A 17,305-nucleotide genomic window follows, 5' to 3' on the forward strand; every position below is an offset into this window, starting at 1 on the left:
AAAGGACCGGCGCAAGGACACCGCCGCCTACGCTTCTCTTCCCTCTCAACAATGTCAAAGAGCAAAATCCCAGCACCCGAAGACGCCAGAGAACCCCAAGCCTCCCGACCACCCTTGCGGGCCCGCCAGGCCTTGAAGTCCGCCGCAGCTCAGTTCCGAAGAACCCCGCCGCCGATGAAGTTGTTCTACTCGAACCCCTTCCCCAGGTCAACACCTTTCTCGAAGAAATTTTCTCGAAACCGGCGCCGCCCGGCCGTCAGAAAGTATTCAGACAAGCTTCACCGTTCGCGGAAGCGTATTCGCTTCCGCGTTGGTCTCATCCGGATCGATGATTTCGATCTGGATGCTTCCTCTTTGCGTCAGAGGAGCCTTGGAGACATGCCATATACTGGCGTCCATGGCTCTTGCCGTTGACCGGGGTCAAACAAGACTGCGGTCGGGACACAGACGAAAGGCGAGATCCGAGGATCTCGGCAGCGTCGGCGTCGTATGGGAGTGAAGCTCGCCCGAACCAAGTTCCGGCGGGGCTGCGGATATGTCGATTCCCGGATCGTTTGTCAACTCCTGACGACCCCGAAAGGGTGTCGATCATCCCGGACACGGACGCTTTCCGGGAGTGGTGGCACCTGGAAGGTGCACGACCCCCCTGAATAAACGATGGGGTTCGAACCCATGACGTGCCGCTTGGACAAATCCCGAGCTTGCCCCCTCCCCCTGGCCGGAACCGCGTTCGGCTTCATGGCTCGAACACGGAGTATGGGGGGCGCAGCAGGAAGACGCTCGCAGCCAAGACGATGCTCCGGAGATGGCAAGGCCGCTTCGGGACGGCCGGCCTGCGCAACGGATTTCGGCGCCCCTCAGCCTCCACCCAGCCCTCCGGTCGGAAGGGCGGAGGCGAGCCCGGCACCTCGATCCGAACAGGTCCGCTTCCTGGCGGACCCGGGAGCCCAGCCTGCCGTGCGGATGCGGGACCTATGCTTCTCCGAGCGGAGGCTGACTGCGCCCGCGACGGTCGGCGGCGAATGTCGACCGCACGAACTCCCAGGCCGCGACGAGGTGGCGACGAAGTGCTTCCTCTGCACCGTCCGGATCTCGGGCCGCGATGGCATCGAAGATCGCCTCGTGCCCGGCATAGTTCATCTGGTCGATGTCGGCGCCGCGCTTCATGGACCGCCAGTGCTGGACGAGCCACTCCACATAGGCTTTGTGCACGGCCGGATAGATGGGATTGCCGGGCATCCGGTAGAGGACCGCATGGAATTCGGCGTCGGTTGCGTCGAACTGAAGGGGGTGGCCGATGGCCTGTCGATTGGCTTCCAGCGCGGCGCGAAGCTCCTCGAGGTCGTCACGCCGGGCATGGCTGGCAGCCCAGCGGGCCAGCGCCGCCTCGAGAAAGATGCGGGACTCGAACAGATTCCAGACCCCGTTCCGCTCCACCACGAGATGTCCAACGAGATTCCCGACCTTGTCGATGGCGATCTCGTAATCAGGCTTGCGGACGATGGGGCGGTGCCCCAGCCGAGTCACCACGAGCCCACGATTGGCCAGCGAGACGATGGCCTCCCGGACCGCCGAGCGGCTCACGCCATAACGGTGCATCAGGTCTCGCTCGGCAGGAAGGCGATCGCCCACCTGAAGAGTGCCCGACTGGATCATGCGCGCGAGCGCCTCCGCAACCGCGTCCGACCGACGCCCGATCGGATCCTTGCCAAGCAGCTCCACGTCTCGATCCATGACGTCCCCCGTCCGTTCTTCCGCGCGGACAAGTCCTTCATGTGAGACTTGGCGCGCTCTTCCTCGGCTAACATATGGTCGGACCAAATGCCAGTCTCCGTCAGACGATCAAGGAGTATCGGATCATCCTATCTCCTTGACAGCCCATATTCCGCTGCTCCATCCTAGTTTCGGTCATACCAAATAGATTCATCAGCGACGTTTGGTGTGATGTTGCTCAGCCTGAGCAAACTCGGAGGAAACACGAGTGACGCCATTTGCAGGCACCCCAGGGCAAGGCTTCGCCTTTGCCCCTCAAGCAACCTCTTTTGTCGGGAGCTCGCGATGAGTGCTCCCACGTCCGCCCGCCACGCCGACACAGTGACCCCCTACCAGATGTATATCGACGGGGCCTGGACCGATGGCCGGGCGCCTGGCCGCCTTGAGGTCGAAAACCCTGCCAACGAGTCGGTTTTCGCGACCGTGCCGGTCGGCTCGGTCGAGGATGCGACGGCCGCCCTGGAGGCCGCCAAACGGGCCCAGCCGGCTTGGGCGGCTCTGCCGCCCATCGTGCGCGCGGGCTACGTTTCCGATCTTGCAGCAGCCATCCGCCGTGAGAAGGCGCATCTCGCCCGGATCGTGGTGCTGGAGCAGGGGAAGCCCCTGAACCAGGCCGAGGGCGAGATCGACGCCGTCATGACGTTTCTCACCTATGCGGCCGAGAACGCCCGGCGCATCGAAGGCGATCTCCTTCCTTCGGACCATCCGAACGAGGATGTCTGGATCCGGCGCGTGCCCTTCGGCGTGGTCGTCGGCCTGACCGCCTGGAATTATCCGGCGGCTCTGGCCGCCCGCAAGATCGGCCCTGCCCTCGTGGCCGGCAACACCATCGTGGTGAAGGGTCATGAATCCACTCCCCTGTCGGCCATCGAGATCGCCAGGCTCGCCCATGAGGTCGGGCTGCCGAAAGGCGTGCTCAACGTGGTCACCGGCGACGGACGATCCATCGGCGACGCCCTCGTGCGTTCGCCTTTGACCGACCTCGTGACCATGACGGGCAGCGTGCGGGCGGGACGGGAGATCTACGCCGCAGGCGCCCAGGACCTGAAGGTCATCCGGCTGGAACTGGGCGGGAAGGCACCCTTCATCGTTCTCGAGGACGCCGACGTCGACGCGGCCGTCGAAGCGGCGATCATTTCCCGCTTCACGAATTGCGGGCAGATCTGCACCTGCAACGAGCGCATGTATCTGCACAAGGACATTGCCGAACCCTTCCTCGACAAGTTCGTCTCGCGCGTGAAGGCGCTCAGGCTCGCCGATCCCATGACGAGTCCCGACATGGGTCCCAAAGTGAATCGGCCCGAGGTCGACAAGGTCGAGGAGATCGTCAACGAGGCCATGGCGGCAGGCGCCGAGGTGCTCGCCGGCGGGCACCGGCTGACCCGGGGCGAGTTCGCCCGGGGTCACTGGTTCGAGCCCACGGTGCTGCGGGTCGACAGCAACCGGGCGCCGGTGATGCAGCGGGAGATCTTCGGCCCCGTGGCGCCTGTCATGACGGTCGACAGCTTCGAGCAGGCCCTGAGCTTCGCCAACGACACGAGCTACGGCCTGTCGGCCTATGTCTACACGAACGACCTGCGCCGGGTCATGCGCCTGTCCCGGGAGCTCTCCTTCGGCGAGCTCTACGTCAACCGCCCGTGCGGGGAGCTCGTGCAGGGCTTCCACACGGGCTGGAAGCATTCGGGGCTCGGCGGCGAGGACGGCAAGTACGGTTTCGACGGATACCTGCGGAAGCAGACCACCTATGTCCGCTGGTGACGGCCTGCAGCCCCGAACGGCTGCAGCAATCCATAAAGAACCCCGACAAAGGGGCGAAAAACTTCATGGAGGAAAACTATGCTCAGAAGAACTTTCCTGGCCCTCGCGACAGGCGTGGCCGCCATCGGCCTGGGTCTCGGCGGCGTGTCCGCGCAGGAGCTGCCCAAGCTGAAGCAGAAGGACAAGTACAAGGTCGGCTTCGCGCAGACGGAGTCGAACAATCCATGGCGCATCGCGCAGACGGAGAGCATGAAGGCCGAGGCCGCAAAGCTCGGACACCAGCTCGTCTACACGGACGCAGCCGGCTCCGCCGCCAAGCAGGTCGCCGACGTCAACTCGATGATCGCTCAGGGCGTCGACCTGATCTTCCTCGCCCCGCGCGAGGAGAAACCCCTCATCCCGGCCGTGATGGCCGCCAAGAAAGCCGGCATCCCGGTCATCCTGCTCGATCGCAACGTGGACCAGAACCTCGCCAAGGCGGGCAAGGACTACGTCACCTTCATCGGCTCGGACTTCGTCGACGAAGGCAAACGCGCCGCGGAGGCCCTGACCAAGGCCATGGACGGCAAGGCCAAGATCATTCAGCTCGAAGGCACCACGGGCTCCTCGCCGGCCAATGACCGCCGCAAGGGCTTCGAGGATTACATCAAGGCTCATTCCGGCATGAAGATCGTGGCGTCCCAGTCGGGCGACTTCGCCCGCGACAAGGGCCGCCAGGTGGCCGAGACGCTGCTGCAGGCCCATCCGGACGCGACCGCCATTTACGCGCACAACGACGAGATGGCCATCGGCGCCATCGCGGCCCTTGAGGCGGCCGGCAAGAAGCCGGGCAAGGACGTGATCGTGGTCTCCGTCGACGGCACGCGCGATGCGCTGCAGGCCATCATCGACGGCAAGATGCTGGCCACCGTCGAGTGCAATCCGAAGTTCGGACCGAAGGCTTTCGAAACCCTGGCACGCTATGCCAAGGGCGAGCAGATCAAGCCATGGGTGGTGAACACCGACCGCTTCTTCGACAAGTCGAACGCGGCCCAGCTCATCTCCGACGCGTACTGAACGCCAGGGCGCTGCCTGCCTGCGCAGGCAGCGCCTTTCCTGTTTGGCTGAACCCCTTACCGGAGCTTTCATGGCGCCGCTCCTCACCATGCGTGGCATCGACAAGCGCTTCGCCGGCATCCCGGCTCTGCGCGAGGCCGAACTCGCGGTCGAGAAGGGTGAGGTTCATGCGCTGATCGGCCAGAACGGTGCCGGCAAGTCGACGATGATCAAGATCCTGACCGGCTACTACCGCAAGGATGCCGGCGAGATCCTGTTCGACGGCAAACCCGTCGAGTTCTCCTCCCCGCAGGAAGCCCAGAGGGCCGGCATCAGCACGATCTACCAGGAGATCAACCTGGTGTCCTACCGGTCCGTGACCGAGAACATCTGCCTCGGCCGTGAGAAGCGGCGCTTCGGCCTGCTCGACTGGCCCGCCATGCACGCGGAAGCCCGCACCCTTCTCGCGCGCTTCAACATCACCATCGATGTCCGCCGTCCGCTCATGGTGTACCCGACCGCCGTGCAGCAGATGGTCGCCATCGCCCGGGCGATCGGGTTCGATGCCAAGCTCGTCATCATGGACGAGCCCACGTCGTCCCTCGACGAGCGCGAGGTCCAGGTTCTGTTCGGGGTGATCCGCCAGCTCAAGGCAGCCGGCGTCTCGGTGATCTTCGTGAGCCATAAGCTCGACGAGCTCTACGCCGTCTGCGACCGCGTCACCATCATGCGCGACGGCCGCACCGTGAAGGTCGCGCCGATGACCCGTCTGTCCCGGCTCGATCTCGTCACCTCCATGCTGGGCCGCGAACTGACGCAGGTCCTGCAGGAGCCGCACGATGCGGACCCATCGGCCGCCGACGCTCGCGCGCCAGTTCTGGAGGTTCGAAACCTCGCCGCCGGGTGCAAGGTCCGGGACGTCAGCTTCGAAGTGCGCCCCGGTGAGATCGTCGGTCTCGCCGGACTGCTCGGCGCGGGCAGGACCGAATCCGTCCGTGCCGTTTACGGAGCCGACAAGCCGGATTCCGGCACGATCGCTTTCGCCGGACGGGAGAACGCCATCGCGGCCCCGTCGGACGCCATCCGGGCCGGCATGGGTTTCTGCTCGGAAGACCGCAAGCTGGAAGGCATCATTCCCGACATGTCCGTGCGCGAGAACCTGACGCTCGCGCTCATGCCGCAGCTGTCGCGACGCGGCATCGTGGACGAAGCCCGCAGCCGCGAGATCGTCGACCGCTTCATCAAGCGTTTGGGCATTCGCTGCTCGGGCCCGGAGCAGCGAATCCGCGAACTCTCGGGCGGCAACCAGCAGAAGGTACTGCTGGCGCGCTGGCTCTGCATGAACCCCAGGCTCCTCATCCTCGACGAGCCGACCCGTGGCATCGATGTCGGCGCAAAGGCCGAGATCCTCAGCCTGATCCGGGAACTGGCCGGCCAGGGACTCGGCGTTCTGATGATCTCGTCGGAGCTCGAGGAGGTGGTCGAGGCGGCAAGCCGCATCTTCGTTCTCCGCGACGGCCACACGGCCTCGGAACTGAAAGGCGATGCCGTGACCGAGCAGAACGTCATGGCCGCCATGGCTCACGGGCACGAGAGCGTTCCGGAGGCCGCGCATGGCTGAGACCGCCACGACCCTGCCTCCGGCACAAAGGGCTCCTCGGCTCGACGTGAAGACCGTGCTGACGCGCCATGGAGCCTGGATCGCCCTCGTGCTTCTGATCCTCGTCAACCTCGTGATCACGCCCAACTTCGCCACCTGGCAGACGCTCAACGTCAACCTCACCCAGGTCTGCACCATCGTGATCGTGGGCGTCGGGATGACGCTCGTCATCGCAACCGGAGGGATCGATCTCTCGGTCGGTGCCCTCATGGCGATTGCCGGAGCCCTGGCGCCGCTGATCTTCCTTGGTAAGCTTTTTCCCCTCCCCCACCCGGCCATCGGCATCGCACTGGCCTTCGTTGTGCCTGTTCTGGTGACGGCGGCGCTCGGATGGTTCAACGGGTGGCTGGTGACGCGCCTGCGGATCCAGCCGATCATCGCCACCCTCGTGCTGTTTATCGCCGGACGCGGCATCGCCCAGGTCTTCACCAACGGCAACCTGCAGGTCTTCAACCTGCCGAGCTTTCAGTTCATCGGCCTGGGACGGGTCTTCGGCATCCCCTTTCAGGCCATCCTGATGGTTGTCATCGTCGCGGCGGCCGCCTGGATGCTCCGGCGCACCGTCTTCGGCCGGCAGATCCTGGCCATCGGCGGCAACGAGCGCGCCGCCCGGCTCGCAGGCATTCCCGTGACGTCCGTGAAGCAACGGGTCTACTTGATCAGCGGGCTCCTGTCCGGGGTCGCAGGCCTCATCGTGATCGCCCGCAACTCCGCGGCCGACGCCAATCTCGTCGGCCTCGGCATGGAGCTCGACGCCATCGCGGCGGTAGCGGTGGGCGGGACGCTGCTCACCGGCGGACGGGCTACCGTGCTCGGCACCCTGGTCGGCGCGCTCATCATCCAGCTCGTGCGCTACACACTGCTCGCCAACGGCGTTCCCGATGCGGCGGCCCTCGTGGCGAAGGCCGTCATCATCGTCCTGGCCGTCTGGCTGCAGCGGCAGAGCCATCGCTGAGGTCGCCGATGAACACAACCTCCCTCAGGATATTCCAAGGCATCGGCCGCTACGGGGTGCTGATTGCTCTGCTCGCGCTCATCGTGTTCGGCTGGCTCCGGTACGAGAACTTCCTCGGCGCCTTCAACGTCCTGTCGGTCCTTCGCTACAACAGCATGTTCGCGCTGGTCGCGCTCGGGATGTGCTTCGTCATCATCACCGGGGGCATCGATCTCTCGGTCGGATCGACGGCTGCTCTCGGGAGCGTCGTGGCCGCCCTGCTCTCCCCCTACGGGGTTCTGCCCGGCCTGCTCGGCGGACTGGCTGCCGGTCTGGCAGTCGGCGCGTGCAATGCATTCATCATCACCCGGCTCGGCATTCTGCCGTTCATCACAACCCTCGCGACGATGCTGGCGGCGAGCGGCTGCGCGCTGCTGCTGGCGGAAAACCAGTCCGTCTCGGTGTCCTACGAATCGGGCTTCACCGAACTCGGTCAGGGAGATTTCCTCGGCTTTCCGATCCCGGCCTGGATGGCCCTGTTTGCCTATCTCGTCGGCTCCCTCGTCCTCAATCTCACCTCCTTTGGGCGCACCGTGCTCGCCATCGGCGGGAACGAGGATGCGGCTCGTCTCATGGGATTGCCCGCGAGCCGGGTGAAGGCGCTCGTGTATCTCACCAGCGGCGGCCTCGCGGGCCTGGCAGGCGTCATCCTGGCGGCGCAGTTCGGCGCGGGCCAGCCGATCGAGGGCGTCGGTTGGGAGCTCTTCGCGATCGCGGCCGTGGTCGTGGGCGGCACGCTGCTGACCGGGGGCGTCGGCTCCGTCGGATCCACCCTCGCGGGCGTTCTCCTGCTCGGGCTCATCTTCAACATCCTGAATTTCGAGAACGGCCTCGGCTGGATCAGCCTCTCCGCGTATTGGCAATCGGTCATCCGCGGCGCATTCCTGCTGCTCGTCGTCGCCATTCAGGCGCGGCTGAGCATGCGCACCGAAGAGGCCGCATAGGGCCAGCCCCGCATTCGACCACCGAGCGAAGAAGGACGACCATGCCCCGCATCACTTCCATCGAACCCGGCTTCTATCGCATCCCGCTGCCGAGCGTTCTGACCGATTCCATGCATGGCGAGATGCGCGCTTTCGAGCTCAACACGGTGCGCCTCCGCGACGCAGACGGAGCGGAGGGCGTCGGCTACACCTTCACGGTGGGCCGCAACGGCGCCGCCATCGACACGGTTCTCGCCCGCGAACTGCCCGAGATCATGGACGGCGAGGAGGCCGACGAGATCGAGCGCCTCTGGCACAAGGCCTGGTGGGCGCTCCATTACGGCGGCCGCGGCGGCCCGACCGTCCTGGCGCTGTCGGCCTTCGACATGGCCCTCTGGGACCTCAAGGCGAAACGCGCCAATCTCCCATTGTGGAAGGCCCTCGGCGGCTTCGACGCCAAGGTGCCCTGCTATGCCGGCGGCATCGATCTCGAACTGCCCCTCGACAAGCTCCTGCGCCAGACGGACGACAATCTCGGCAAGGGTTTTCGCGCTATCAAGATGAAGGTGGGCCGCGCCAACCTGTTCGAGGACGTTGAGCGCGTCGGCGCCATGCGCGAGCATCTCGGCGCCGGCTTTCCCCTGATGGCCGACGCCAACATGAAGTGGAGCGTCGACGGAGCGATCCGGGCCGCCAGAGCCCTTCAGCCCTTCGACCTGACCTGGCTCGAAGAGCCGACCATTCCCGACGATCCGGCGGGCCACGCCCGCATCGTGCGCGAGGGCGGGCTCCCGATCGCGGCGGGCGAGAACCTGCGCACGCTCTGGGAGTTCAAGCTCTACGTGGCCGGCGGCGGCGTGACCTATCCGGAGCCGGACGTTACCAATTGCGGCGGCGTCACCCCGTTCATGAAGATCGCCCACTTGGCGGAGGCCTTCAATCTGCCGGTGACCAGCCACGGCGCTCATGACGTGACCGTGCATCTTCTCGCGGCGTGTCCGAACCGCTCCTATCTCGAGGCCCACGGCTTCGGGCTCGAACGCTACATCGCCGAGCCGCTCGCGATCCGGGACGGCTTTGCCCTAGCGCCGGACCGACCCGGCCACGGGATCGCGTTCGACTGGAAGGGCCTTGAAACGATCAGGGCCTGAACCCACCCGATGGGTCGGCAGGAAACAGGTGTCTCCATGAAAGAGCGTTTTGACTACATCGTCGTCGGCGGCGGCTCCTCGGGCTCGGTGGCGGCCGCGCGCCTGGTCAACGAGGGTCGACGCGTGCTGCTGCTGGAAGGCGGCTACTCGCACCGCCATCCCCTCCTCGACATGCCGCCGGGCATCTTCAAGATGATCAACGGCAGCAAGTACATGCGGTATCACCACACGGTCCCGCAGGAGCATCTCGAGGGCCGGGTCCACGACATTCCGCAGGCCAACGTCCTCGGCGGCGGCTCCTCGGTCAATGCGCAGGTCTACATGCGCGGCCGCCCATCCGACTACGACGAATGGCACGACATGCTGCACGGGGAGAACGATTATCCCGGCTGGAGCTGGGCCGACGTCCTGCCCCATTTCCGCACCATGGAGGGTAACAACAGGCTCTACAACGAGCTGCACGGGGCGGACGGGCCGCTTCTCGTCTCCGACCCGGGCCACATCAACGACATGTCGCGCTGGTTCGTTCAGGCCATCCAGGCCCTGGGCGAGCCGTTCTCCCCGGACTTCAACGGGCCGACGCAGCGGGGTGTCGGGTTCTACCAGTTCATGAACCGGCGCGGCCGGCGCAGCAGCGCCGCCTATGCGTTTCTGGCTCCGCTGGCGGACAACCCGAACCTCGTCATCCGCCTCCAGTCCCGGGTGCGCAGGATCGAGATCGAGAACGGCCGCGCCGTGGGTGTCACCTATCGGGATGCCAAGGGGATGGATCACACGGTCCATGCGGATGGCGAGGTGATCGTCGCCTCCGGGGCGCTCGTCACGCCGCAGCTCCTCATGCTGTCCGGGATCGGCCCCGCCGATCAGCTGCGGGAGCACGGGATCGATTGCATCGCCGACCTGCCGGGCATCGGGGAGAACCTCATCGATCATCCGGAGGTGCCGCTCATCGCGAAGGCGAACGGACCCTACGGCTATTACAAGCAGGGTGTCGGGTGGCGGATGCTCCGCAACGGCATCCACTTCCGGCTCTTCGGTTCGGGCCCGATCCTTTCGGCGGGCGTCGAAGCCGGCGCCTTCGTCAATCCGACCGACCCGAATGCGGAACCCACCATCCAGGCCTTCTGCGTGCCGATCATCTATCTCGATCGCGACACGCTCGGCCTCGTGGACGACACCTACGGGCTGACGATCACGACCGTGGTGGTGAAACCGAAATCCCGCGGCTATGTCCGCCTGAGCTCCGCCGATCCGGACGCCATGCCGTTGGTCTCGCCCAATCTGTTGAAGCATCAGGACGACGCCCAGGCCATGATCGACGGTCAGCGCTTCTTCATCCGGGCTTTCGAGACCAGCCCGCTGAAGGAGCGGATCGAGCGCGTGTCGATCCCCGATCCGAACGACCTCAGCGATGAGGCGATCATGAAGCACTGCCGGCGTTTCGTGAAAACGAACTATCACCCGAGCGGGACATGCCGGATGGGAACGGCGAGCGATCCGATGGCCGTCCTCGATTCCAGGCTCCGCGTCCGCGGGGTCGAGAACCTGCGCGTCTGCGACCTCTCGGCCATGCCCAACATCAACGCGGGGAACACCAATGCCCCCGCCATGATGATGGGAAGCCGCTGCGCCGAGCTCATCACCGGCCGGCCTACGGTCAGCACCTCCCAGTTCGGACCGCGCCTGTCCGAACAAGGAGACATGAGCGTCGCCACGCTGAGCTGAACCTGTCCTGGAGGGGAAGACTGCTCGGCGGTTGTTCGGCGCAACCGCCTGGTCTCTCCGGACCGCCGGGGCACTCTGGTCGACCCCACGGAGTCCAGACACGAAAAGCTCTGCAAATGCAGGGCTTTATTTGGAGCAGGCGATGGGAATCGAACCCACGACATTCAGCTTGGGAAGCGCTTGCAAGTCATTGATCTAGCTAGACCACGCTCCTCGTCCACAAGGACAAAGGGAACATTTCGTAAGGGACAAACGAAGGATTCAAAAGAGAACCGCCGCACCGGCTGGTCCCCGGAACGGCGGCAATGTGGTCAAGAAGCTAGGTAGAACTTCTGCCAACGATTTTAGGACGAGCCCCCTGTCCCTGACAAGGGTGCGCGTGGTCGCCTGCTTCAGTGATGAGGGCTACCTCTATGGCTGGGTGGCGGCGCGATGAGTACCCTCTCCCTCGCCTCCCTCGCCGACACACTCGGCGGTGGGGTGTCTGGCTCACAGGTTCTGGCGCCTGGCCCGAAGCATTCACCCGGGACCGCTCTCTTGCCGTGCGGCTCGATCCGCAGGCCCCCGGCGGCTTCCTCGTTCATAGCTTCTGCGGCGACGGCCCTCTGGAGGCCAAGGATTATGTACGGGACAAGCTGGGCCTTCCGTTCACTTATTCAAAGACTTCCGAAAAAGGGATTTCGCTGGATCCGCTGAAATGGTGTGCCCATGACGGTCTTACCTATGCGGCTCGCTCTGCCCAGGCATTGCGCATCTGGGCCGAGGCCATGGATCCACACAGCACTCCCGTTGAATCCTATCTCCGGCGCCGTGGGCTCGATCTGCCACGCGCTGCCGCGGGTGAAGCCATCCACTTCCATCCCACTTGTCCCTTCGCGGGAAGCTCTACAGCGGCGATGGTGTGTCTTGTGCGGGATATTCTCACCAACGAACCCAAGGCCATCCACAGGACCGCTTTGACCGCCGAGGGGCACAAGGGGAATGTATCAGGCCATGACGCCTGTCTCTTGGTCCGATTCATGGCGGTGCGATCAAGCTGACACCCGACCCGGACGTGACCTTATGCCTTGGTGTGGGTGAAGGCCTGGAAAGCACCTTGTCTCTCCGGCTCGCCCATGAGTTCGGTCCTGGCCCTATCTGGTGCCTCCTGTCCGCTGGAGGAGTGAGCAGCCTACCGGTCCTTGGTGGTGTCGAGTGCCTTTGGATGGCAGTCGACAATGACCCAGCGGGCCAAAAGGCTGCAAGCACCTGCTCCGAACGGTGGCGTGAAGCCGGCCGTGAAGTCTTCGTCGTGACGGCTCATGCCGAGTCCTCTGATCTCAATAATTCTCCGAAAGGGGACCGGCACCATGCTTGATCCCAAAGCGTACACTGTCGAGCACCTTCCCCCCACACCAGCGCGGCGCCCTCTCAACCTGCCTCCGGAGCTGGAAGACGGAGCAGCAACGGCATCAAGCAGATGCTCTTCAAGATGACCAAGGCAGGCGAGGTTCTGAAGTTATCAGGAGGATCTTGCGCACGTGCAGGATTGTCGTCGGGTTTTTCCAACTGAAACGCCGGGTAGACCGTACAGCCGTCCATGTCGATGGCGATCAGCTCGCCCGCCTCACGTCATGTTCCGGATCCACTCGATATTCCGCGCCCTGGCCGGTGCCATTCAGTTTCCATGACGGCGGCGTCACGCGAGGTCAGAATCGAAATCGTTGGATCATGGTACCGCCAACTGTCGCTTGATCGCTCGCTCGATCCATGCAGCCCGTGACATCCCAGCCCCCGCCGCTGCCTGCTCTACTTGGCTAAGTACCGTCGGCACCAAGGGCACGTCGAGGAGAACCTCCAACTCCTCTTGGCCCGACTGCCCGTAGGCGAGCCCCGTCACCTGCCGCGCGAACCGCCGAACCCGGTCGGTCTTCTGCGGGTCCGAGAGGGTGGCGTCGTTTGCCACGAGCGGACAATAGGCGCCAACCAGATAGTCGACGACGAGAGCCGGTTTCATTCCATTCTTGCGAAAGTCGGCCACAAGCTCACCGACCCGAGTGTCGGCTGTGAGGTTCGTTGCGTCCGAAGGTAAGGCGCTCAGCAAGGGCGTATTCCTCAGCGCATCGGTCGTCACGGTCTCCGGGCAGGTGAAGGCTGCGGCAGCAGTCGGTCGTACGATCAACCCCGTGAGCGCGGCTCCGTAGGCCAAGATCAGAAGCATGACAGGTCTCACCGTCATCAAATCCTCCTTCAACGAAGCGTTACGTTGAAACCCGGTAAGCTACCTCGCAAAGGAACCGACCGACCGGGATCATGATCGAATTGTCGATGGTCGCTCGTGCGGTCCCCACTCGCGGCAAAACGGCTGCGCATGCGAGCGGAAGGAACGACTTACCAGAAACCGGGCCCCCACGGCCCGAAGTCGAAGGCATCCTGGTTCATCATCGCGGTCATCTGCTGCTCATCGGCCAGTTGCTTGGCAAAGACGGCGGCACGGTAACTCGACCAAGCTGCCTGGTTGCCGAAATAGACGCACTGACACCCGGCAGGATCGGCATAGACATAGACCACCGTCCCACCTGAGGTCTGACGAACGAACTTGTTCGGCGGAAGCTTTTTCATGGCGGCAATCCGTGCCGGGGAATTGGCGGGCTGAAGCGTGAACCCGGCTGCCGCGAGCAGATCTTCCTTGTCCTGAACAGCCTGCTGCGGGGTTTGGCATGCGGACAAGGCCAGGCTGATTGCGCCAAGCGTCAGGATCGATGGGATCTGCATTGTTACCCTCCAGGTGGCTGGGATCTCGACGGGAACGGCTCGGTCTACGCGGACAGCCTCCCGCAAAAGCGAGCGGCCAAGTTGTGATCGATGCGCGGCGTCGGCGCTCGGCGCATCCTGCCGCCGCCGTCGTAGCCCGGATCGCTGGAGCCGACGGTGTCGGCGAGGATGAACACGACGCTGGGCTTCGGCTGCTGGGCCATAGCTGCGGCGCCCGGCAGTGTCAGAGTCGCGTCGCACGAGCCGAATGGCAGTGCGGCCCGCGATTGGCGTGTGAATCGGTGCATGCTGCTCCTCCCTTGAGGTGATCAGGATTCGCTCCTTGCGCCTTGCCCCGGCCTTGCTCCTTGCCGCAGCCTGGCGCCGCGATCCGGCAGTGGCTACTCGAACGCGAAAATGCGCTTCCAGTCGTTCTTCATGCTGATCACCGTCCAGCCGTCCTTCCCCGCCTCGTCGTAGAGGCCCGGGGAGAAGGTGCCGACCTTGCTGTCGGGCAGGCCCTGCGCCGGGCCGTAGGCGTATTCGCGGGTGGCGTCGTCGTGGAGCACCAGCATCTTCAGCCGCACTCCATCGCCGGCACCGACCCACTCCAGCATCTCCCGATCACCGACCGAGTTGCCGAAGGCGGCATTGGGCCGCCGGCCGATCATCAGGTGAATCCCCTCCGGCTTGCCGGCGTCGTTGTTGTTCAGGAGCAGCTTCGGCTCCTTTGTCAGAAACGGCTTGCCGTCCGTGTCATAGCCGAACTTCGTTCCGCCGGCGGTGCCGACCACCTGCTCGGGCGGGATCCCGTAGACCTGCTGCGCATAAACGCGCACGAAATCCTGGCCGCCGCCGGTGACGATGTAGGTCCTGTAGCCGTTGTCGCGCAGGTGGCGCAGCACCTCGAGCATGGGCTGGTAGGCGAGCTCCGTGTAAGGACGTTTCCAGCGCGGGTCCCGCGCCGCAGCGAGCCACCTCTGTACCTCGGTGGTGAACTCCTCGACCGACATGCCTGTCAGCGTCGCGGCAAGGATCCGTTCGAGGTCCGCCATCGGGAGGCGCGCCATGGCCTCGCGATCACCCGAGAGCACGGTCTTGAAGGGCTCGACGTCCCTGAGTTCAGGCCGTTTCTCCACCACGGCAGGAACGCGCTCCAGGCAATAGACCACCTGGGTGTACATCGGGTGCTCCACCCACAGCGTGCCGTCCTGGTCGAAGGCGGCGATGCGATCTTCCGGCCGGACGAACCCTGGGTTCGACGGGTCGGTGGTGGCGCGCACGAAGGTGAGGATGGCACGCTTCGCCGCCCCGTCGTTCCACGACGGCAGCGGGCCACCTTCGGTTGACGTCTGCGCGGCCGCCGGGATGGGACGGGAGAGCCCGGACAGGGCCGGCAGCAGCGCCAGGGACGAGAGCATGAGGCGACGGTTGATGCCGGAGGGAGGATTGATCGGTTTCATGTCGTCTCCATTCCTATCCGCGATGACGCAGCTAATTGCTGGATGGTGGATTCCTGAGCTTCTCCATGGCCTGCTCGACCGAGAAGGACCCAGGTCGCTGGCGAGGCGGAAACTGCTGGAAGCTCGCCAGATGCTGGCCGACGATCGCCTGGGCCGGGACAACCACGAAGGCATGCTCGATGAACCAACGGACGTAGTCGCCGGACTCGTTCTGGGCGCGCTCGAAGGGATCGGAGCGAAGATTGAACAGCATCGGCAGCCGCAGTTCGATCATCGGCTGGGCCCACACATCAAGACCATGCGCCTTCTGCTCCAGGAACACGGCCTTCCATTGGTCATAGCGGAGGCCGGCGAGATTGCCGTCATCGGTCCAGTAGAAGAACTCGCGGCGCTTGCTCGGTCCCTTGCGTCCGAGCAGGTCGCGCTGGTCGTAGCCGTCCAGGTGAACCTTGAAGGCCTTGCCGACCGCATCGTAGCCTTGCAGCAGCTTGTTCTTGATGTCCGGCTCGCCGGCGGCGGCCACAAGCGTCGTCGTCCAATCCTCGGCAGAGACGATCTCGTTGACTTCGCTGCGCGGCGGCACCGTGCCGGGCCATCGCACGATGGCCGGAACACGATAGCCGCCCTCCCAGTTGGTGTTCTTCTCGCCACGGAACGGCGTCGTGCCGCCGTCCGGCCATGAGAACACCTCCGCCCCGTTGTCGGTGGTGTAGATCACGATCGTGTTGTCGGCGATGCCGAGGTCGTCCAGCTTCTTTAGAACCTGCCCGACCTGCCCATCGTGCTCCGCCATGCCGTCCGGGTAGATGCCGAGACCGGTCTTGCCCTGCGACTCGGGCTTGAGCCGGGTCCAGATGTGCATGCGGCTCGGGTTGAGCCAGACGAAGAACGGCTTCCGGTCCCGGTTCGCCCGGTCGATGAAGTCGAGTGACGCATTGAGGAATTCCTCGTCGATCGTCTCCATGCGCTTCTTGGTGAGAGGGCCAGTGTCCTCGCAGGTCTGCTTGCCCCATGGGCCGAAGCGGGAATCGCTGCCCGGCGTGTCGGTCGCGGTGGCACGGCAGCGCAACACGCCGCGCGGTCCGAACATCGCTCTGAAAGCGGGGTCTTTCGGATAATCCGGATGCTCGGGCTCATCCTCCGCATTGAGATGGTAGAGGTTGCCGAAGAATTCGTCGAAGCCGTGCACCGTCGGCAGGAACTCGTTGCGGTCCCCGAGATGGTTCTTGCCGAATTGCGCGGTCACGTAGCCCTGCGGCTTGAGCAGTTCGGCAATAGTCGGATCCTTTTCCGACAGGCCCTCCTTCGCGGCAGGCAATCCGACTTTCAGGAGCCCGGTCCGCAAGGGGCTCTGGCCGGTGATGAAGGCGGCACGCCCCGCCGTACAGGATTGCTGGCCGTAGTAGTCGGTGAAGATCGCACCCTCATTGGCGATGCGGTCGATGTTGGGCGTGCGGTAGCCCATCATGCCGCGATTGTAGGCGCTGATGTTCCAGTAGCCGATGTCGTCGGCCATGATGACAAGGATGTTGGGCTTTTGCTGCTGCGCGACCGCCGGCGCGCCGGTGACCGTCGCGGAGGCAAGCAACGTGGCCAGTCCGAAACCGAGCTTCGCATGGGCTTTCATATCTCTGAGGCTCCAACTTAAAGGGATTGGGTGAGCGAACGGTCTCCCGCACATTCGCGCCGGTTCACTCACCTCGAAACGCACTCCGTTCAGTAGCAAGGCCCATAAGGGTAGTACCCGCACAGGCCGCCACCGCCGTATCCAATGTCCGGATAGGCCGCCTCGGCGGCTCCCATGGCGGTCCCTGCGGCAATGCCGGCCGCCGTGGCGCCGGCCCCGTACCAAGCACCATGATAGACCGGGGCATGCCAGTAGGTGCCATGCACGACGTTGACGTCGCCGACACGCGCATAGCCGAAGCGGTCACCGCCGAAACGATCCACCCCGCCGCCGCGGAAGCCGCCGCCGGCGAACCCACCATGGAACCCGCCGAAGCCACCGCCGAAGCCACCAAAGTGATCGATGAACAGGGCCGCCGGTCCGCTCGCCCCGTTCAGATTGCCCTCCAGCACCGCCACGTCGA

At 64.7% G+C, this 17,305-nt stretch carries 15 protein-coding genes and 1 pseudogene; 9 read left to right on the plus strand and 7 right to left on the minus strand.

The window, feature by feature from the left end; all coding sequences use genetic code 11:
* Positions 1 to 972: 972 nt before the first annotated feature.
* A complete protein-coding gene (locus KBI52_RS06220; RefSeq protein ID WP_173945335.1) occupies positions 973 to 1,734 on the minus strand; it encodes an FCD domain-containing protein in 762 nt (253 codons plus the stop codon).
* A 324-nt stretch (positions 1,735 to 2,058) separates the two neighbouring features.
* Between KBI52_RS06220 and aldA the strand changes: the two genes are divergently transcribed.
* The 9 genes from aldA to KBI52_RS33970 all read left to right on the plus strand — a co-directional run bounded on the left by aldA (position 2,059) and on the right by KBI52_RS33970 (position 12,376).
* Positions 2,059 to 3,531: an aldehyde dehydrogenase gene (aldA, locus tag KBI52_RS06225; protein WP_210806134.1), complete on the plus strand. Its 1,473-nt coding sequence runs from the start codon at positions 2,059 to 2,061 to the stop codon at positions 3,529 to 3,531.
* Between the two features lie 78 nt (positions 3,532 to 3,609).
* Positions 3,610 to 4,587: an ABC transporter substrate-binding protein gene (locus tag KBI52_RS06230; RefSeq protein ID WP_173945337.1), complete on the plus strand. Its 978-nt coding sequence runs from the start codon at positions 3,610 to 3,612 to the stop codon at positions 4,585 to 4,587.
* A gap of 70 nt (positions 4,588 to 4,657) precedes the next feature.
* Positions 4,658 to 6,187, plus strand: coding sequence for a sugar ABC transporter ATP-binding protein (locus KBI52_RS06235; protein WP_210806136.1), 1,530 nt, complete (start codon positions 4,658 to 4,660; stop codon positions 6,185 to 6,187).
* Positions 6,180 to 7,181, plus strand: a complete 1,002-nt coding sequence (locus KBI52_RS06240; protein WP_173945339.1) for an ABC transporter permease — start codon at positions 6,180 to 6,182, stop codon at positions 7,179 to 7,181. Before KBI52_RS06235 ends, KBI52_RS06240 begins: the two co-directional genes overlap by 8 nt.
* 8 nt (positions 7,182 to 7,189) lie before the next feature.
* Entirely contained in the window at positions 7,190 to 8,164 is a 975-nt protein-coding gene (locus KBI52_RS06245) for an ABC transporter permease (protein WP_173945340.1), read from the plus strand.
* 41 nt (positions 8,165 to 8,205) lie between these two features.
* Positions 8,206 to 9,294, plus strand: coding sequence for a mandelate racemase/muconate lactonizing enzyme family protein (locus tag KBI52_RS06250; RefSeq protein WP_173945341.1), 1,089 nt, complete (start codon positions 8,206 to 8,208; stop codon positions 9,292 to 9,294).
* Between the two features lie 36 nt (positions 9,295 to 9,330).
* A complete protein-coding gene (locus KBI52_RS06255) occupies positions 9,331 to 11,019 on the plus strand; it encodes a GMC family oxidoreductase (protein ID WP_173945342.1) in 1,689 nt (562 codons plus the stop codon).
* A gap of 542 nt (positions 11,020 to 11,561) precedes the next feature.
* A complete protein-coding gene (locus KBI52_RS06260) occupies positions 11,562 to 12,059 on the plus strand; it encodes a hypothetical protein (RefSeq protein WP_210806138.1) in 498 nt (165 codons plus the stop codon).
* Positions 12,060 to 12,091: 32 nt separating this feature from the next.
* Positions 12,092 to 12,376: a toprim domain-containing protein gene (locus KBI52_RS33970; protein ID WP_371823121.1), complete on the plus strand. Its 285-nt coding sequence runs from the start codon at positions 12,092 to 12,094 to the stop codon at positions 12,374 to 12,376.
* 351 nt (positions 12,377 to 12,727) lie between these two features.
* On the opposite strand, the gene KBI52_RS06270 is transcribed toward KBI52_RS33970, so the two are convergent.
* The 6 genes and pseudogenes from KBI52_RS06270 to KBI52_RS06295 form a co-directional block, all read right to left on the minus strand.
* Positions 12,728 to 13,237, minus strand: a complete 510-nt coding sequence (locus tag KBI52_RS06270; RefSeq protein ID WP_173945345.1) for a hypothetical protein — start codon at positions 13,235 to 13,237, stop codon at positions 12,728 to 12,730.
* Positions 13,238 to 13,389: 152 nt separating this feature from the next.
* The gene (locus KBI52_RS06275) at positions 13,390 to 13,773 is read right to left on the minus strand and encodes a hypothetical protein (protein WP_173945346.1); all 384 of its coding nucleotides are present in this window, start codon (positions 13,771 to 13,773) and stop codon (positions 13,390 to 13,392) included.
* Between the two features lie 44 nt (positions 13,774 to 13,817).
* Entirely contained in the window at positions 13,818 to 14,060 is a 243-nt protein-coding gene (locus KBI52_RS06280; RefSeq protein WP_210806142.1) for a hypothetical protein, read from the minus strand.
* 93 nt (positions 14,061 to 14,153) lie between these two features.
* Positions 14,154 to 15,215, minus strand: coding sequence for an HAD family phosphatase (locus KBI52_RS06285; protein WP_210806144.1), 1,062 nt, complete (start codon positions 15,213 to 15,215; stop codon positions 14,154 to 14,156).
* Between the two features lie 31 nt (positions 15,216 to 15,246).
* Entirely contained in the window at positions 15,247 to 16,842 is a 1,596-nt protein-coding gene (locus KBI52_RS06290) for an arylsulfatase (protein ID WP_210806145.1), read from the minus strand.
* An 89-nt stretch (positions 16,843 to 16,931) separates the two neighbouring features.
* Positions 16,932 to 17,305 (minus strand): annotated as a pseudogene (locus KBI52_RS06295) (hypothetical protein); the annotation flags it as partial.

This window comes from Microvirga sp. HBU67558 (assembly GCF_018069605.1).
GTDB lineage: Bacteria > Pseudomonadota > Alphaproteobacteria > Rhizobiales > Beijerinckiaceae > Microvirga > Microvirga terrae.